This is a genomic window from Streptomyces sp. NPDC091289, from assembly GCF_044757365.1.
GTDB lineage: Bacteria > Actinomycetota > Actinomycetes > Streptomycetales > Streptomycetaceae > Streptomyces.
The window spans coordinates 199,417-215,496 of the sequence record NZ_JBIVUT010000003.1 but is presented as its reverse complement, the minus strand read 5'-3'; the positions used below and the strand labels follow the sequence as shown (position 1 = coordinate 215,496).

Here is a 16,080-nt window from a genome sequence, read left to right as displayed (position 1 = left end):
TGGGGCCGGTGCGCTCACGCACCGGCCCCGAACCGGCCCCGAACCGGCCCTGCGCCGAACCGGCCCTGAAACGGCCCGCCCTCACACGGTCAGCCAGCCCCGCAGCGCCGCCCGCACCCCGGCCTGGAACCGGGTCTCCGCATTCAGGGCCTGCATCAGGCGGGTGATGCGACGGCGGACCGTGTGCACGTGGATGTCGAGGCGCCGGGCCATCGCCTCGTCCTTCAGGCCGGAGGCGAGCATGGTCAGCAGTTCCCGGTCCTCGTCCGTGATCCGGTCGTGCGTGACGGACCCGATGGGGACGGCCCGCTCCCAGACCGACTCGAACAGCGGCACCAGCGCGTTGCTCAGCAGCGAGTCGCTCACCACCAGGGCGGAGGCCGTCGGGTCCGCCGCGTCGGTCGGCGGCAGCAGGGTCACCCGCCGGTCCACCGTGATCAGTTTCGTCGGCAGATCCGTGCCCACCCGTATCTGCACGCCCTGCACGGCCAGATCGCCCAGGCCGCGGGCGCGCCCCTGGAAGCTCAGCCCCTCCCGGTCCACCGCGACGCGCACCCGCACTCCCCGCCGGACCGGCTCTGCCACATCGAGCGGCGCGGGCATCCCGTCCGGCCGGCTGGCCGCGTAGGGCGGCCGGTCCAGAAGCGCCACCTCCTCGCTCGCCGACACCAACAGCGACGCCACGCGCGCGGCGATCGCCGCGCCACCCCGTACCGTCTCGATGCCGGTGGCGCGAGGCGTGTTCACGGAGCTCAGCAACTGGGCGGCGATCCGGTCGACGGATCCGGTCAGCTCCTCCAACTCCGCTGATCTGTGCAGAAGTTCGGCCTGCCGCAGATGGATCAGATTACGCAGCGCGGTGGAGGGAGGGACGGCGACGGGCAGCCCTCTCGCCTCCCGGGCCGGGTGGGTGAAGCCGTGCTCGGCCAGATCGTCCAGCGCGCTCGTGACCCGGCGCACGGTCAGCCCCAAGGACTGGGCGAGGGCGTTACGGGAGGGGACTTCGGGTACGTCGAGCAGCGCTTCGTACACCCGGCGTTCGTCCGTTCCGAGCCCGAGCGCCTGCCATTGCGTGTCCCACCCAGTCAGCCCCACCGGCGGAATTGTCACCTGTCAATGCAGGCCACACAAGTGTGGACGTCCACAAGTGCGCACCCGGAACGCATTGTTCACACCCCTGTGCCGGTACTTGCATGTCCGCATCCGATATCCGTTCATGCAGCAATGGCACCGGAGGGGCACCGTGCGGAGTTCAGCACGCAGGAGATCAGCCAGAGCACGAGCACGGGCTGGAGCAGGAACAGGAACAGGGCAGGGATCCGGCAGCATGGCCCTCGGCCGGGGCGCGGCCGCGGTGCTGGCCGCCGCAGGCCTGTTGGTGACGGCGATACCCGCCGCCCAGGCGGGCACCGCCACCACGGCCGCCACGTCCGAGGTGACGCCGGGTTCGGAGACCGAGACCCCGTCGCTCGTCACCGGGCTGAACGAGGATGCCACCGCCACCGGCACCGCGGCCGACGCCGCCCGGGGCCACCTCAAGGCGAAGAAGGGCCGCTACCACATCTCGGACACCTCGGCGAAGGACCTGGCCTCGGCGGGGACCACGACCGAGAAGGGCGGCAAGGAGACGGTCCGCCTCCAGCAGAAGTACCGGGGGGTCGAGGTCCTGGGCGGCCAGTACCTGGTCCGGATGACCAAGAAGGACGGCAGGCGCACCGTCACCGGTACGTCCGGCAACTACTTCACCCGGCTGAAGCTCGGCACGGTGACGCCGGAGATCTCCGAGAAGACCGCGATCGAGCGGGCGATCGGCGCCGTCGCCACGCAGTTGGGCGGCGGGCTGCTGCGCGCCCCGGCCAAGGACGGAACGCGGGGTGGGCAGAGCCTCGTCGGCACGGCGGAAGGCGTGACGATCCTGCCGCAGGGCACCGGCGTACTGACCCGGCAGATCATCGTCACCGGCATCAGCCCGGCCGACGGGCAGCCGGTGAAGCAGCGGGTGTACATCGACGCGCACGCCGGCTTCCCGGTCCTGCAGTACAGCGACATCAAGACGTTCGCCGCGACGGGTACCTCCGCCGTCGGCACCGGTGGGACGGGCACGGCTCCGGAGACGCCGACGGCAGCCGCCGATCAGCTCGTGGTGAAGGGCTCCGGCACTCGCTACGACGGTGAGCAGGTCGAACTCAACCTGTACAAGGACATCCACGGCGAACTCCAGACGATCGACTACAGCCATCGGGCCGACGACTCCCCGTACGACGGCCCCATGCTGTCGACCTACGACGCCCGCGGCCGCGAGGTCGCCTCGGCGTCCGGCAACTGGCCGGCCGGAATCAAGACGTTCCGCCCGGCCTCGCCCGACCTCGGCGAGGAGTACACCGACGCCGGCGCGGTGGACGCCCACTGGGCGGCCGGCAAGGTCTACGAGTACTACAAGAACCACTTCGGCAGGGCCGGCCTCGACGGCAACGACGGTTACATCAACTCCCTGGTCGGCGTGGTCGCCAACGGGCAGCCGTACAACAACGCCTTCTGGGACGGCACCAAGATGGTGTACGGCCAGGGCGGCGGCGACTACCGCACCTTCTCCGCGGACACCGACGTCGTCGGCCACGAAATGACCCACGGCGTCATCGAGCACACCGCGAACCTGGTCTACGCGGGCCAGTCCGGCGCCATGAACGAGGCCATCGCCGACTACTTCGGCAACGCCATCGACCTGGAGGCCAACCACCAGTCGATGGACGACCCGGACGCCGGGCTGCTCGGCGAGGGCCTGTGCACCACGCTCGGCCCGCGCGAGTGCGCCCTGCGCGACCTCGACGACGGCGCCACCACATCGAAGAACTTCATCGGTACCACGTACCGCGGTGACAACGGTGGTGTGCACCTCAACTCCACGATCTTCTCCGGCGCGCTGTGGGACATGCGCCAGGACCTCGGCAGCGACCTCGCCGACAAGATCGTCTACCGTGCTCTGTCCGCGTACATGACGCCCCTGGACGGCTTCACCGAGGGCCGCGCAGCCGTCATCGCCGCCGCGCGGGAGCTGGGTGCCACCAAGGCCCAGCTGAACACCGTGAAGAAGTCGTTCGACGCGCACGGCATCGTGCCGGGCTGGGAGAAGGCGCTCGGCGTCGACAGCGACACCCTCCGGACCAAGGTCAACATCGCGGGAACCGGCGTCGGCGCGGGCGGCGGCAAGTACGCCGTCTCCCACTCGAACGAGGACGGCAGCGAGCCGTACTCGGTGTGGCTGGGCAACACCTCCGGCAAGGGTGCGCCCCAGCTGATGAGCGCCAACAACGGCAACTACAACGTGTACCCGGACACGGACGGGAAGACCGTCGTGTGGACCGAGTTCGGCTCGTCCATCGTGTTCAGGGCACGCCCCGTCGGCGGGGGCCCGGCGAAGACGATCGGTGGTCCCGGCGGCAACACCTCGGGCCTCTCGGTCGACGGTGACCTCGCGGTCTACACCGTGACCGACCCCACCACCGGGGTCCAGCACGTCGGCTACATCAACATGAGGACCGGCGTGCAGAGTCTGGTCGACCCGGGCCTCCCGTACATCTCCACGGCCCTGCCGTCGGTCAAGGACGGGAAGATCGCCTACGCCAAGCTGTGGTACGAGGACGACGGCCCCAAGCTCGGCGTCGAGGTCTTCGACACGGTCGAGGGCACCAAGACCCTGATGCCGATGGACAAGAACTCCACACTCGGCGTCGGCCAGACCGCGATCACGGCCGACGGTGTCTTCTGGATCGAGGACGCCGACCGCACCGACACCGGCCAGGCGGCGGTGCGCCGCGCGGACTTCGACGGCGCGAACGCGGTCACCCTCACCCCGGAGGCGGGAGACGGCTCCCTCCACGCCTACTCGGTGACCGCCTCGGACGACGCGATCACCATCTCCACGCTGCCCCCGGCCACCACGTGGGCCAACGACACGCTCCCGAAGCTGTTCCAGGTCTCCCCGGACGGCAAGGGAGACACACAGCGTGTGTCCTGCAACCGCGGTGAACAGGCGTACGCCGCTGCCGACGAGGGCAACCGGGTCCTGTGGCTGGACGGCACGACCGGCTACACGAACCTCGTGAAGCGGGACCGCCCGGCGGGCCGGTGCTGATCCGACCCGCCCCATGACGGGGAGGCGGCCGGGCTGCGGGGAGCCCGGCCGCCTCCCCCGGCGGGCCGGTACATCAACTCCGGGCCGCCCGCGGGCGGTCTGCCGGACGCGGATCAGCGAAGGCCGGCGAAGAGATCGTTCTCGGGCACGGCCGCGCCGGTGGTGTCCCTGACCCGTAGGAAGGTCTCCGTGCCCATCAGCTCGCCGAACCTCTCCTTGCCCATCCTGAGGAAGAAGATGCTCTCGCCCTGACTGGCATGCGCGGCCAGTGCGTCGAACTTCTGACCGCTGAACGCGGTGGTGTCCACCCACGTGGTGACGTCGTCGTCGGGGAGGCCGATCTCGGCCATCGCGGCGATCTCGGCAGGATCCGGCTCCGGCATGTCCTCCTGGAACTCGCGCATGGTCTCCCCGAGCCGCCGCATCATCGAGTGGGGCATCGTCGTCCAGTACACCTTCGGTGTCAGCGTGGTCATCTCCAGCGCCGCCATCGTGATGCGGTGGGCCTGGATGTGGTCGGGGTGACCGTAGAAGCCGTTCTCGTCGTAGGTGACGACCACATCGGGCCGATAGTGCCCCATGAGTTCCGCGAGCCGGGCGGCTCCCTTCTCCACCGGGGTCTGCCAGAAGGATCCGGGAGCATCGTTGCTGGGCCAGCCGATCATCCCGGAGTCCGCGTAGTCCAGCGTCTCCAGATCGCTCACCTTCAGAACGTCGCAGCTCGCCCGGAGTTCCTGACGGCGCATCGAGGCGACGGCCGCCGGATCGTGCCCGGGGTCGCCCGGCTTGACACCCCCCGGCCCATCCCCGCAACCGCCGTCGGTACACGTCACGAGAACCGTGCGAATGCCTTCCGCCGCGTACCGCGCGAGGACCCCGCCGGTTCCGGTGGCCTCGTCGTCGGGGTGGGCGTGCACGGCCATGAGGGTCAGGGGCCTGTCGGTCATCAAGGGTTCCTCCCGCAGAGATACGTCGTGGTCCGGCTTCGCGGCGGACATACCGCGACTCCGGGGGCCCGGACCATGACGGGGCGGGCGGCCTCGCGGTCTCCGTGTACCCCGCCCGTGCGGCGCCGGTCCCTCGGTCGATGCAACCGTTCCGACCGGGCCGCCTGTTCCCGACGCGGACGGTCGGTGCGAGACCTGACGGTCGGGGCGGGGGTGCCGGCGTTCACGCAGCGCCCGATCGATGGCGTCGGCTCAGGATGTCAGCCCGCTGGGAGCAGACGTACGGTCAGAATCTGGAACGGGCGCAAGGCCAGCTCCACGCGGTCGGCGGTGACGGCGGGTTCAGGTGTGCCGGCGAGGGGCCGTTCGAGCAGGTCGGCCACGGTGGCGGCGGACAGGGGGAATCCCGCGCGCAGGGTCGTCGTCGCGCACCCGATGCCCGCGCGTTCCGGGCCGACTTCGGCACCGACACCGGGCAGGGCTCGTCCCTCGATGCCGCACTCGGCGCCGCGGGCGCGGTGTTCCCGTCGATGCCCGAGGCCGGTGAGACCGAAGTCGTCGCGTACTTCGAGGAGCATGGTGAGCGCCTGCCCGAACGGGTATTCACCACCGTGGGCGACTACACGGGCGTGACCATCGACCGGGACGACGTGCGGGCCGGTGGCTTTCCCGGTGTACTCATCGCCCCGGCCTGACCGCCTGCCGCCTGCCACGTACATGTGACCGGCCCCCACCCTGACCACAGGGTGGGGGCCGATACCGTTCAGGCCAGGGGTGTCGCTCCGCGGCCAGCTCGCAGATCACCGGTTGACCGCCGCCGATGCCGTACGTGCAGGTGCCGCCGTCGTCCATACGCGTGTCCAGCCAGTATGCGTCCCTGTCCATGATCCGCATGTCCCGCATGAACGTCGCGAAGTGGTTGCCCATGGATTCCTGGTTGTGCATACCGGAGATGGCCGACCGGCCGCACACCTCGCTGAACGTGGGGTCGGTGTCGTTCAGGGAGAACAGGTGGACCATGCTGCCGTGCTTCTTGGCGTAGGTGCCGATACACGCCGCACCCGTCGGCGTGGTCCCGCCCGGGAGCAGTGCGGGGTTCAGGCCGCCCTCATCGGACGACATGCCTCCGCTGTTGTACGAGGAGGCGCACGCGAACTCGTCACAGTTCAGCGTGTCGGCCGCGTCCACCAGGGCGGAGGCGTCCCCGTCCGCCGCGGCCCATCCGGTGGGGCCGGTCCGGTTGCGGCTACGGGAGTTCTGCGCACTGTCGCCCATGTAGTACAGGGGCTTTCGGTCGGCCATCGAACCCGGGTGCTCGGAAGTGGCCTTCTGGATCAGCCACGCGTGCGCCGCGGTCGAGTTCCTCCGTGCCGCTCTCGTAGTCCATGGACCATTGATAGCCGGTCAGAAACGGGCGGATCTTCCCGTCGGCAGGCAGGACGTTCGCGTCGATCTTCACATCCGGCTTGTACAGGTACGTCTTCCCGGCAGCTGAGGCGTCCCAGGTGTACGGGGTGGTCAGCGACGCGGAATGCATCTCGCCCGGCACTCACCACGTCTTGCCCTTCCACGCGCTGTGATCGGGCTCCTGCGGCGTGCACGACTCCTGGCACAGGTGCTCCCCACCCACGAAGTTGATCTCACGGAACGCGGGGGGAATCTGCTGCGCGGGCTCGATCGTCAGGTGCTCGGTGGAGCTGTTCTGGGCTTCGCCGAGCGCGCGGACAGGGGCGCACCGGCCGAGCCCAGCGGCGGCGTCTGACAGTAGTTCGGCGGAGTGTTCAGCGATGTCGGATCGGGCGCGCTGTAGTCGGGTTCTTCAGCGGCTTTCCTGCCGCATCCGCGGTCCACACCTCGAACGTCAGCGTCGACGTGTCCCCGTCCGCGTCGGTCACCGTGTTCTTGAGCTGGACCTTCTGCGACGTCACCCGCTGGAACCCGCCGGGGGCGGCGTTGGGGTCGGGGTTGGCGGCCGGAGCCGTCATCTGGCCCTGCCCTCCCCAGAACCGTGGGGAGGGCAGGACGTTGCAGGTGTCTGTCGCGCCGCCCCCTTTCCTACGCGGTGTGATCATCGCGGGGCAACGCACCGAACCTGGGCGGTTCGGCTTCATCCGGAGCTAACGGAAGTGATCTGACGCGCGGTTGTCCGGGGCAGCGTGAGAACCTTGCGAAGGTGTCTGTGCACCGGCAACTGCCTTCGGGTGTCGCTGCGTTGGCGGACCACCTGGTGCCTCACGAGGCGGACAGAACACCAAACATCCAGTCCCGGTCCGGCTCAGCTCCCGTCCGTGAACTGCCCGAGGGGTCAAATCTGCGGGATCAGACAGGCTTCCGTGGCCGGGGCGAGATCTACGACCAGACGCTCCCCCACGCCGGAGGCCGTGGTGGCGTCCGGAGAGAGGTAGCGGAGGCTGCGCAGCTCAGCGACCGCTTTGCGGAACGCCTCGCGGCCCTCGGCAGCCAGACGCTCGTCGCGGGTGAGGGAGACCAGATCACTGATGGTGGGTTCCTGCCCAGGGGTGTAGCCGACGGCGAGTTCAGCCAGAACCCCGCGGGCACGCCACGTCAGGCGCATGTCCCGCATCGCCCGCGCGAACAGGACGGGGTCATGGGCGGGCGGGGCGGGAGGCACAGGCCACCGCGGGGGGAAAGTGCCGGGGGTGGTGCTCATTGCGGATCGGGGTCCTTCGGTGAGGCTCATTACCTGTATGGGCCTGAGCGGCGGGGTGATGCCGGCAGGTGTGGATGTGCGGCTTTGCTCTCCTTCCTCTTCCTCGACGCCATCCGTCCTGACGTGCGAGCGAACAAGGCTCCCAACCTTCAAGGAGCGCCGAGTTCAGGCCGAGCCCGTCAAGCCGGGCCTCGCCCCGGCGGGCCGCCCACAACCGTGAGCAGGTCCACGACGAAGATCAGCGTCGAGCCTGCCGGGATCAGCGGCGAGGGCGACTGCTTGCCGTAGCCGAGACGCGGGGGAACGATGATCTCGCGCCGGCCACCGACCTTCATCCCCCGCACGCCCCGGTCCCAGCCCTTGATGACCTTGCCACCGCCCACGGCGAACTTGAACGGCCGGTCCCCCTCCCAGGAGGAGTCGAACTCCCTCCCGGAGGCGAACGTCACCCCTACGTAGTGCACCTGGACGACCCTGCCCGGCCGCGCCTCGGGTCCATCCCCGACCACGAGGTCCCGGATCGTCAGTTCGGTGGGCGCGTCCCCCTCCGGAAACTCGATCACGGGCTTCGCCAGTTCACTCATCACGGTCCCATCGCTCGCCACCGGAATCCCCCGCAGGACCTGACGGTCGGCATTACCCCTGGCGGTATCCCCAACCTCCGTCAGGACAACCGTCAAGGTACCCGATCGCACCCTCCGCGCGACGTGCCGTCGCGATCGCGCAAGCCGCACCCGGTTCATGAAAACAGCAGGTCAGACCTGGTCACCCAAACGTCCGGCCGCCTGCCCGGATCGCAGGCGCCCGCATCCACGCCGACACCCGCGAGCAGCGGGAGAAAGCGGCAACCCGTCCCGCTTCTTTCGGTTTGATACCTTTCACTGGACACGCAATTCGATCGGATGTTCGTTTTTGGATCTCCGAAACGTCCGTTGTCGGCAGTAGACGCCCACGTTCTCCGATGTGCGGCGTGCCACTCAATCGGACCGGGTGACAGCTCATGGCAGGAACCGACCACGAGAAGGCGCTGGACACCGCACTCGCACAGATCGAGCGAAAGTTCGGCAAGGGTGCGGTGATGCGCCTCGGCGAGCGGCCGAACGAGCCCATCGAGGTGATCCCCACGGGATCGACCGCGCTCGACGTGGCCCTCGGCGTCGGCGGTCTGCCGCGTGGCCGTGTGGTGGAGGTGTACGGGCCGGAGTCCTCCGGCAAGACGACGCTGACGCTGCACGCCGTGGCGAACGCGCAGAGGGCCGGTGGCTCGGTGGCGTTCATCGACGCCGAGCACGCGCTGGACCCGGAGTACGCGAAGAAGCTCGGCGTCGACATCGACAACCTCATCCTGTCCCAGCCGGACAACGGTGAGCAGGCGCTGGAGATCGTCGACATCCTGATCCGCTCCGGAGCGATCGACCTGATCGTCATCGACTCCGTCGCGGCCCTGGTGCCCCGCGCCGAGATCGAGGGCGAGATGGGCGACTCGCACATGGGTCTGCAGGCCCGCCTGATGAGCCAGGCCCTCCGCAAGATCACCAGCGCGCTCAGCCAGACGAGGACGACGGCGATCTTCATCAACCAGCTGCGCGAGAAGATCGGCGTGATGTTCGGTTCGCCGGAGACCACGACCGGTGGCCGGGCGCTGAAGTTCTACGCCTCGGTGCGTCTGGACATCCGGCGGATCGAGACGCTGAAGGACGGGACCGACGCGGTCGGCAACCGTACGCGCGTCAAGGTCGTCAAGAACAAGGTCGCGCCGCCGTTCAAGCAGGCGGAGTTCGACATCCTCTACGGCCAGGGCATCAGCCGCGAGGGCGGACTGATCGACATGGGCGTGGAGCACGGCTTCGTCCGCAAGGCCGGCGCCTGGTACACGTACGAGGGCGACCAGCTCGGCCAGGGCAAGGAGAACGCCCGCAACTTCCTCAAGGACAACCCCGACCTCGCCAACGAGATCGAGAGGAAGATCCTGGAGAAGCTGGGCATCGGGGTGTCGGTGAAGGACGCGGTCACCGAGGGCACGGGCACCGGCCAGGTTCCTGACGCCGCCCGGGCCCCGGCGGGAAACGCCGCCTGACGCCCGTGGAGCGAGCGCCCCACGGGCGTCCGCGGACCGCGAAGGCCGAACTGCTCATAAGGCAAGGGTGACCGTCAGCGGAGCCGGCGGGGCAGCGGGGCGGCGGGGCGGCGGGGCGGCGGGGCGGCGGGCAAAGGCTCAGCCCGTCAGCCCGCTGATCGCGTCTCCGATGTACTTGGCGCCGAGGACGACCAGCACGGTGGTCATGATGGCCGCGTTGTGGGCGGCCATCCACGCCTTCCACTCGCCGAGCACCTTGGCCGACTTCTGACCGCCGAGGAGGTAGACGCCGAGCGGCAGGAGAGTGCAGAGCGACGCGATCAGCACCATCAGCACGGCGGCGACCGTCCTGCCGCCGGCCGAGGCCGTGCTGGAGGCGATGGAGACCGCGCCGCCGACCGCGAGGACGAGGTTCTTGGGGTTGGCCACGGCGAGGGCTGCGGCCAGACCGGCCGCCTTGGCCGGTGTGAAGCTGTCGATCGCCTTCATCCAGCGGGGTGGCTCCGTCTCGTGCCCTTCTCTTGGCCGGCCCTGCCACTGCTTGATGCCCATGAGAAGGAACAGCACGCCGAGCCCCGACTTCAGCCACAGTGTCCAGGAGGCCGGCCCGTCGTCGCCCCCCGAGGCGTCTCCGCCGGAACCGGCGAGGACGACCACCGTGACGAGTGCCGCGAGCGAGATCACCCAGCCCGCCGTGAAGGCGATGCCGTTGCCCCGGCCCTTGGGGGTGGCCAGCATGAGGATCACGGCGATCAGCGGCAGCGGGCTGATGGCGATACCGACCGCCGAGGCGAGCATCTGCCCGATGGCGTCTCCCACGGTGGCCTCAGCCCTTCGCCACGATGGGCGGCAGTTGGTAGGTGCCGTCGAGGACGGACTGCCCGGGGGTGTAGAGGCGGATCATGGGCCGGAAGTCGCCCGACGGGGCGGGCAGCCAGTTCGCCGCCTCGGCCGGGTCGTCGGGCCGCTCCCGCTGGATGAGGACGGTCAGCGAGCCGTCCTCGCCGTACACCAGGCCGGGGGTGCGGTCGCCGAGGGAGTAGCGGTCTGCCGGGTTGGCTACGAGGTAGTAGTCGGGGGTGTCGTACATGGTCACCGACCAGAACGACTCGACGGGCGGCGGCTGTTCGAAACGCAGGGTGTAGGAACGGGAGCCGTTCAGCTGCCCGCCCTCGGTGTCGGTGAAGGTGTACGCGTACACCGCCTCGTAGCCGTGGTTGCCCCACAGTCCCGTGCGCGCCGCGGCGGCCCGTACGAGGTAGGACGCCTGCCGGTCGGCGATCTTCCACCGAGGGGAGTCGATCGTGCCGGTGCCGAGGTGGTCGAGGTTGTAGTCGAACAGATGGGGGTTCGTCTCCCAGGATCCTGGCGGACGGTTGCCGTCGGCGGGCGGCTTCGACGCTGCCTCCACCCGCGCCTTTCCGGCCGCGAGCCCCTCGGTGAGGGCCTCGGCGAGGGCGGGGTCGGGGTTCACGTACGGCGAGAGGCCCTCTTCGAGGAGGCCCAGCGGCTGGAAGCGTTCCTGGTAGTCCTGGTCGGGGCGGGCGGGCGGGAAGTCCGCCATCCAGACGCGCAGTTGCTCGTAGAAGCGCAGCTGCTCGGGTACGTCGGGGTCCGGCGTCGGCAGACCCGTCCGGTGGGGGGCCGTGTCGAGCGGGGCCAGTGTGAACCGCTGTTGCAGGGCCTGGACCCGCGGCAGGTCGTCGGGTCCGTCGCAGGCGTTGCGGCCGATGACGGAGATCACGGCGGTGGGTGCTTCGATCACGCCGCGCACCCGCTCCGGGGCACTGCCGGCCCAGCCGGGCGGGACGACGAGCCAGTCGCCTTCCTCCGTGCCCGTGGGGCGCTTTCCGACGTACGCGAAGTTGTTGCTCCACGCGTCCACGAACTGTAGGACGTAGTACGCGCCGGAGGTGTCCGGGACGTGGAGCAGGACCGGGCCGCCGGACAGATCGACCTGGGCGATGGAGTAGACGGTGTCGTTGTTCACGGACACGAAGTGTGTGTCGGGGGTCGCCAGTTCGGTGGCGTGCCCGAACCGGTTGAAGGGGGTGGGCGGCAGCGCTCCGAAGCCCTGGTACAGGGACGCGGAGATCATCGACACGTCGAAGACGAGGGGGTAGCCGTAGACGTACGCGTCGGCGGCCAGATCTGCGAGGCTGTCGGTGCTGCTCGGGCTGGTCCGGCTGGTCACGGCGGGGCTCCTGTCAGGCGTCGACGCTCAGGGCGGGCAGGGTCCAGGTGCCGTCGAGGACCGAGGGCTCGGGGCCGTACACGCGGATCGCGATGGTGAAGGGCCCGTCGGGGGCGGGCAGCCAGTTCGCGACCTGCTTCGGGTCCGAGGGGCGGTCCTTGCGTACGTAGAGGGTGAGGCCGCCGTCGTCGTCGTGGACCAGCCCGGGGGTACGGTCGCCGATCGAGTAGCGGTCGATCTCGTTGGCGACGAGGAGCCGTTCGGGCAGCCGGTACATCGTGGCCGACCAGAAGGAGCGGGCCGGCGGCAGCTCCCCGGGAGCGAAGCGGATGACGTGGTCGTGTGCGGAGGCGTCGGGCGGCCGGTCGCCCCGGTCGTCCTGAGCCCATCCGGCGTACCACGCCTCCGCCGCCGGAAGACCGCACAGGCCCTTGTCCACGCCGACCGCCCGGGTCAGGTAGTCGGTGCCGTGCTCGGCGCGGGTGCCGAACCAGTGGGTGGAGTCGACCGCGTCCTTCTTCGCCTCGTCCAGGCGTTCACGGGCGTCCGCGATGCCCTGCTCGATCGCGGCGCGGATCTCCGGCTTCAGGGCGGCGGGCTCGAACTCGCCGCTGCCCGTGACACCGAGCGCGGCAAGCCGGTCCCGCAGCTCCCGCTCGCCGTCGAGGACGGGGAAGAACTGGAGCAGGAAGTCCAGCAGGGTGAAGAACTCGACCGTGCCGAGGTCCTCCTCCCGCCAGACCGGCCACACCGGTTCGTCGACCGGGGGCGGGGCGGCGGTTCCGGTGAACTCCGACAGCGGGCGCAGGAGGTACTGCTCCTGAATCGCCCGCAGGGCCGGTACGTCGTCGGCCCCGGCCAGATACGTACGGCCCAGGACGCCGACGAGAAACGTATCGGCGCGCAGCACCCCCGCGATCCCCTCGGGGACGACGCCGTCCCAGCCCGGCCCCGCGACCAGGTGGTCGCCCGCCGCCGGGCCGGTCGTGCGGGAGCCGATGTAACCGACGTACGAGGTGTCCAGGTCGTGCGGCGGCAGGACGTAGTAGCGGTCGACGGCCGGCACGGAGATCACGTACGGCTCGGCCCGCAGATCGAGCCAGGCCCAGGAGTACGGGGTGTCGTTGTTCGGCGTCACCACATCGGTGTTGGCCGGGGTGAACGGCTCCGGGTAGTGCCGGAAGCGGCCGAAGCCTCCTACGTACCGGGGGTCGGCCGGGTCGATGGCCTGGGGGTACATCGTCCGGTAGTTCCGCAGGAGCGCGAAGCCCCAGATCCAGCCCTCGGCCGCGGTCCTCCGCGCTTCCTCGTCGGTCAGCTCCGGCACGTCAGCCCTCCCTGCCCATAGCGCATGTTTCGCCTCAAAATGTCACGCTGCTTCGTGGAGCGCATCCGCAGCCCGGTCCTGTCGGGCACGGAAACGGGCAGAGCAGCCGAGCAAGGGAGCCGGGCGTGGGGATTTCCGGGTGAGCGCCGGGCAGGGACGCGGGAGCCGGCCGGTCGCCGGATGGCTGGTGGGCTACCGCAGGGGCATGCTGCGGGGTGACGTGCTGGGAGCGCTCACGGCGTGGGCGCTCATCGTCCCCGAGAGCGTGGCGTACGCGCAGATCGCCGGGGTGCCTCCGCAGAACGCGTTCTACGCGGCCCCCGTGGCCCTTCTGGTGTACGCGCTGTTCGGGCGGTCCAACTTCCTGGTCATCGGGGCGACGTCGGCCGCGGCGGTCCTGTCGGCGGCGGCCGTGTCCGAGATCAGCGGCGACCCGAAGGACGCCGTCGGCCTTTCGGCCGCTCTCGCGGTCATCGTCGGGGCGGTGCTGCTGGTCGCCGGCATCGCCCGCCTGGGGTTCATCACCAACTTCCTCGCCGAGCCCGCGCTGGTGGGCTTCCTGTTCGGGATGGCACTGACCATCGTCGTCCGGCAGGGCGCCAAACTCGTCGGCGTCCCCAGCGGGGACGGCGACTTCTTCGAGCGCCTGTGGACCCTTCTGAGCAAGGCCCCCGACTGGTCGCTCGCCACGCTCGCCGTCGGAGCGTCCGCGCTGGCGCTGCTGCTCCTGCTGGAGCGGCTCGTGCCCCGCCTGCCCGCCGCGCTGATCGTGCTCGCCCTGGCACTGGCCCTCTCCCCCGTCCTGGGCCTGAAGGACCATGGCGTCGACATCGTCGGCAGCATTCCGTCCGCCGTCCCCGTGCCGCGTCTGCCGGGCATCCCGGCCGAGGACTGGATCGCCCTGTCCGCGGGTGCGCTGGGCGTCGCCCTGGTGGTCTTCGCCGAGGCGTTCAGCATCGCCGGCCGGTTCGCTCGCGAGCACGGCCAGGAGGTCGACGCGGACCGGGAGATGGCAGCGGTCGGTCTCAGCAACATCGCCGTCGGTCTCGTGCGCGGTTTCGTCGTCTCGGGCAGCGCTTCGCGCAGCGCCGCGGCGATCGGCGCGGGCGGCCGTACCCCGATGGTGTCCCTGATCGCCGCGGGCCTGATCCTGCTGACCGGAGCCTTCCTCACCCCGCTCTTCACCGACCTGCCCGAGCCGGTCCTGGGCGCCATCGTGATCGTCGCCGTACGCGGCTTCATGAGGGTGGGCGAGCTGCGCCGGTACGCCGCCCTGGACCGGCGGAGCCTGTGGGTGGCGCTCACCGCGCTGATCGGCGTCCTGCTCTTCGACCTGCTGCCCGGGCTGCTGCTCGCCGTGACCCTGTCCCTCGTGCTCTTCATCAGCGCCGCCGGCCGCCGCGACGTCGCCGTCCTCGGACGGCTTCCCGGCACCCGCCTGTACGCCGACATCGCCCAGCATCCGGACGCGGCCACCACCGCCGGCGTGCTCGCCGTGCGGCCCGACGGCAGCCTGTTCTTCGGCAACGTCAACCGCGTCCGCCTCGCCGTCCGCGACCGGGTCGCACACACCGCCCCACCACCCCGAGCCGTCGTCCTGGACCTGACCAGCAGCTACCGGCTCGGCATCCCGGTCCTCGACACACTGGACGAGCTGCGGGAGGAACTGGCGGGGAAGGACATCACCCTGCACCTGGCCCACGTACGGGCACGGGCCGAACAGGACCTGACCCGGCACGCCCTGACGGACCGCGTCGGACCGTACGGTCTCCATCGCACCGTCGACGACGCGGTCTCGGCGGCGACGGGCGGACCGGTCTGACCAGCGGGCCGGGCCACCCTCTCAGTGGCTGACAGGAACCCCGGAGGCCGGGGATTCCGGGACGCCGAGCCGCTGGGCATCCTTTTCCGGGCGCATGAAGAGGGCCGCCAGGAGGCCGGTGCCCAGGAGCAGCGCCGCCGTGACGAACCAGCCGTCGCAGTTGGTGCGGATCCTTCTCTGCAATCCCACCGAAGGGACCGAACTAACCCAGGAAACTCAACCGCACCTGACGCTCCGGATTGTCCCTGTTCGTGTCGACCAGGCAGACCGACTGCCAGGTCCCCAGCTCCAGCCGGCCCCCGATCACCGGCAGCGTGGCGTGGGGCGGGACCAGGGCGGGGAGTACGTGGTCGCGGCCGTGGCCGGGGCTGCCGTGGCGGTGTTGCCAGCGGTCGTCGGCGGGGAGCAGGTGGTGGAGGGCGGCCAGGAGGTCGTCGTCGCTGCCCGCGCCGGTCTCCAGTACGGCGATGCCGGCCGTGGCGTGGGGGACGAAGACGTTGAGCAGGCCGTCGCGGCCGGGCGCGGTGCGGGTGAGGAACTCCTCGCAGGCGCGTGTCAGGTCCGTGACGCTCTCGGCCGTACCCGTGGTGATGTTCAGGACCGTGGTGGTGAAGGAATCGGACATGCCTCCATCTTCACCCCGCAGGGGTGAGATGAGCCGTCCACGCTCCGAGACGCCATTGACCGTGTCCCAACCGGATGGCTACGTTCAGCGCCATGTTCCGATCAGCTCTGCTCACTTCGCGCGGTCACATCGACCTGCTGCGTGTGGCATCCGCCGCGTGTTGTCGCGGCTGCTGACGTACTCTCAGCGACCTTTCTCCCAGCGGCTTCCGGGCTGTCTCCGGCCGCACGGCCGCGCCTGCGGTATTCCTTCGCTCGCCCTGCCGTAGTCGCGTCCGGCTCCGTG

Annotated in this window: 16 protein-coding genes; 5 read left to right on the top strand and 11 right to left on the bottom strand. The window is 70.1% G+C overall.

The genetic code is table 11. The features are described 5' to 3' along the window. Positions 1-81: 81 nt before the first annotated feature. Positions 82-1,095, bottom strand: a complete 1,014-nt coding sequence (locus ACIQPT_RS05170; RefSeq protein WP_401152854.1) for a LuxR family transcriptional regulator — start codon at positions 1,093-1,095, stop codon at positions 82-84. Between the two features lie 232 nt (positions 1,096-1,327). Between ACIQPT_RS05170 and ACIQPT_RS05165 the strand changes: the two genes are divergently transcribed. Beyond that, positions 1,328-4,132: a M4 family metallopeptidase gene (locus tag ACIQPT_RS05165; protein ID WP_401152853.1), complete on the top strand. Its 2,805-nt coding sequence runs from the start codon at positions 1,328-1,330 to the stop codon at positions 4,130-4,132. Between the two features lie 113 nt (positions 4,133-4,245). Here ACIQPT_RS05165 and ACIQPT_RS05160 read toward each other — a convergent pair whose 3' ends face one another. Next, entirely contained in the window at positions 4,246-5,079 is an 834-nt protein-coding gene (locus tag ACIQPT_RS05160; RefSeq protein WP_401152852.1) for a PIG-L family deacetylase, read from the bottom strand. Between the two features lie 257 nt (positions 5,080-5,336). Between ACIQPT_RS05160 and ACIQPT_RS05155 the strand changes: the two genes are divergently transcribed. Then, positions 5,337-5,774: a hypothetical protein gene (locus ACIQPT_RS05155; RefSeq protein WP_401152850.1), complete on the top strand. Its 438-nt coding sequence runs from the start codon at positions 5,337-5,339 to the stop codon at positions 5,772-5,774. On the opposite strand, the gene ACIQPT_RS05150 is transcribed toward ACIQPT_RS05155, so the two are convergent. The 4 genes from ACIQPT_RS05150 to ACIQPT_RS05135 all read right to left on the bottom strand — a co-directional run bounded on the left by ACIQPT_RS05150 (position 5,758) and on the right by ACIQPT_RS05135 (position 8,334). Then, entirely contained in the window at positions 5,758-6,381 is a 624-nt protein-coding gene (locus ACIQPT_RS05150; protein ID WP_401152849.1) for a hypothetical protein, read from the bottom strand. The genes ACIQPT_RS05155 and ACIQPT_RS05150 overlap by 17 nt on opposite strands. 479 nt (positions 6,382-6,860) lie before the next feature. Next, positions 6,861-7,064: a hypothetical protein gene (locus ACIQPT_RS05145; protein WP_401152848.1), complete on the bottom strand. Its 204-nt coding sequence runs from the start codon at positions 7,062-7,064 to the stop codon at positions 6,861-6,863. A gap of 320 nt (positions 7,065-7,384) precedes the next feature. Then, positions 7,385-7,750, bottom strand: a complete 366-nt coding sequence (locus ACIQPT_RS05140) for a hypothetical protein (protein WP_401152846.1) — start codon at positions 7,748-7,750, stop codon at positions 7,385-7,387. A 179-nt stretch (positions 7,751-7,929) separates the two neighbouring features. Next, positions 7,930-8,334, bottom strand: a complete 405-nt coding sequence (locus ACIQPT_RS05135) for an FKBP-type peptidyl-prolyl cis-trans isomerase (protein ID WP_401152845.1) — start codon at positions 8,332-8,334, stop codon at positions 7,930-7,932. Between the two features lie 416 nt (positions 8,335-8,750). Between ACIQPT_RS05135 and recA the strand changes: the two genes are divergently transcribed. Beyond that, entirely contained in the window at positions 8,751-9,827 is a 1,077-nt protein-coding gene (gene recA / locus ACIQPT_RS05130) for a recombinase RecA (protein WP_401152843.1), read from the top strand. A gap of 138 nt (positions 9,828-9,965) precedes the next feature. Here the strand turns inward: recA and ACIQPT_RS05125 are convergent, their stop codons facing one another. Genes ACIQPT_RS05125 through ACIQPT_RS05115 form a run of 3 tightly spaced genes read right to left on the bottom strand, consistent with a single transcriptional unit; the run spans position 9,966 to position 13,348 of the window. Next, positions 9,966-10,646: a GAP family protein gene (locus ACIQPT_RS05125; protein ID WP_401152841.1), complete on the bottom strand. Its 681-nt coding sequence runs from the start codon at positions 10,644-10,646 to the stop codon at positions 9,966-9,968. Positions 10,647-10,653: 7 nt separating this feature from the next. Further along, entirely contained in the window at positions 10,654-12,021 is a 1,368-nt protein-coding gene (locus tag ACIQPT_RS05120) for a DUF1254 domain-containing protein (RefSeq protein WP_401152839.1), read from the bottom strand. Between the two features lie 13 nt (positions 12,022-12,034). Then, positions 12,035-13,348: a DUF1254 domain-containing protein gene (locus ACIQPT_RS05115; protein ID WP_401152837.1), complete on the bottom strand. Its 1,314-nt coding sequence runs from the start codon at positions 13,346-13,348 to the stop codon at positions 12,035-12,037. A 139-nt stretch (positions 13,349-13,487) separates the two neighbouring features. Here ACIQPT_RS05115 and ACIQPT_RS05110 point away from each other — a divergent pair, with 139 nt between their 5' ends. Next, on the top strand, positions 13,488-15,170 hold the full coding sequence (locus tag ACIQPT_RS05110) for a SulP family inorganic anion transporter (protein WP_401152836.1): 1,683 nt from the start codon (positions 13,488-13,490) through the stop codon (positions 15,168-15,170). Positions 15,171-15,191: 21 nt separating this feature from the next. Here ACIQPT_RS05110 and ACIQPT_RS05105 read toward each other — a convergent pair whose 3' ends face one another. Further along, positions 15,192-15,359, bottom strand: coding sequence for a hypothetical protein (locus ACIQPT_RS05105; RefSeq protein ID WP_401152834.1), 168 nt, complete (start codon positions 15,357-15,359; stop codon positions 15,192-15,194). Positions 15,360-15,372: 13 nt separating this feature from the next. Beyond that, positions 15,373-15,795 carry a secondary thiamine-phosphate synthase enzyme YjbQ gene (locus ACIQPT_RS05100; protein WP_401152833.1) on the bottom strand — a complete coding sequence of 141 codons (423 nt, stop codon included), beginning with the start codon at positions 15,793-15,795 and terminating at the stop codon, positions 15,373-15,375. A gap of 74 nt (positions 15,796-15,869) precedes the next feature. Here ACIQPT_RS05100 and ACIQPT_RS05095 point away from each other — a divergent pair, with 74 nt between their 5' ends. After that, a complete protein-coding gene (locus ACIQPT_RS05095; RefSeq protein WP_316944177.1) occupies positions 15,870-15,971 on the top strand; it encodes a putative leader peptide in 102 nt (33 codons plus the stop codon). Positions 15,972-16,080: the final 109 nt, after the last annotated feature.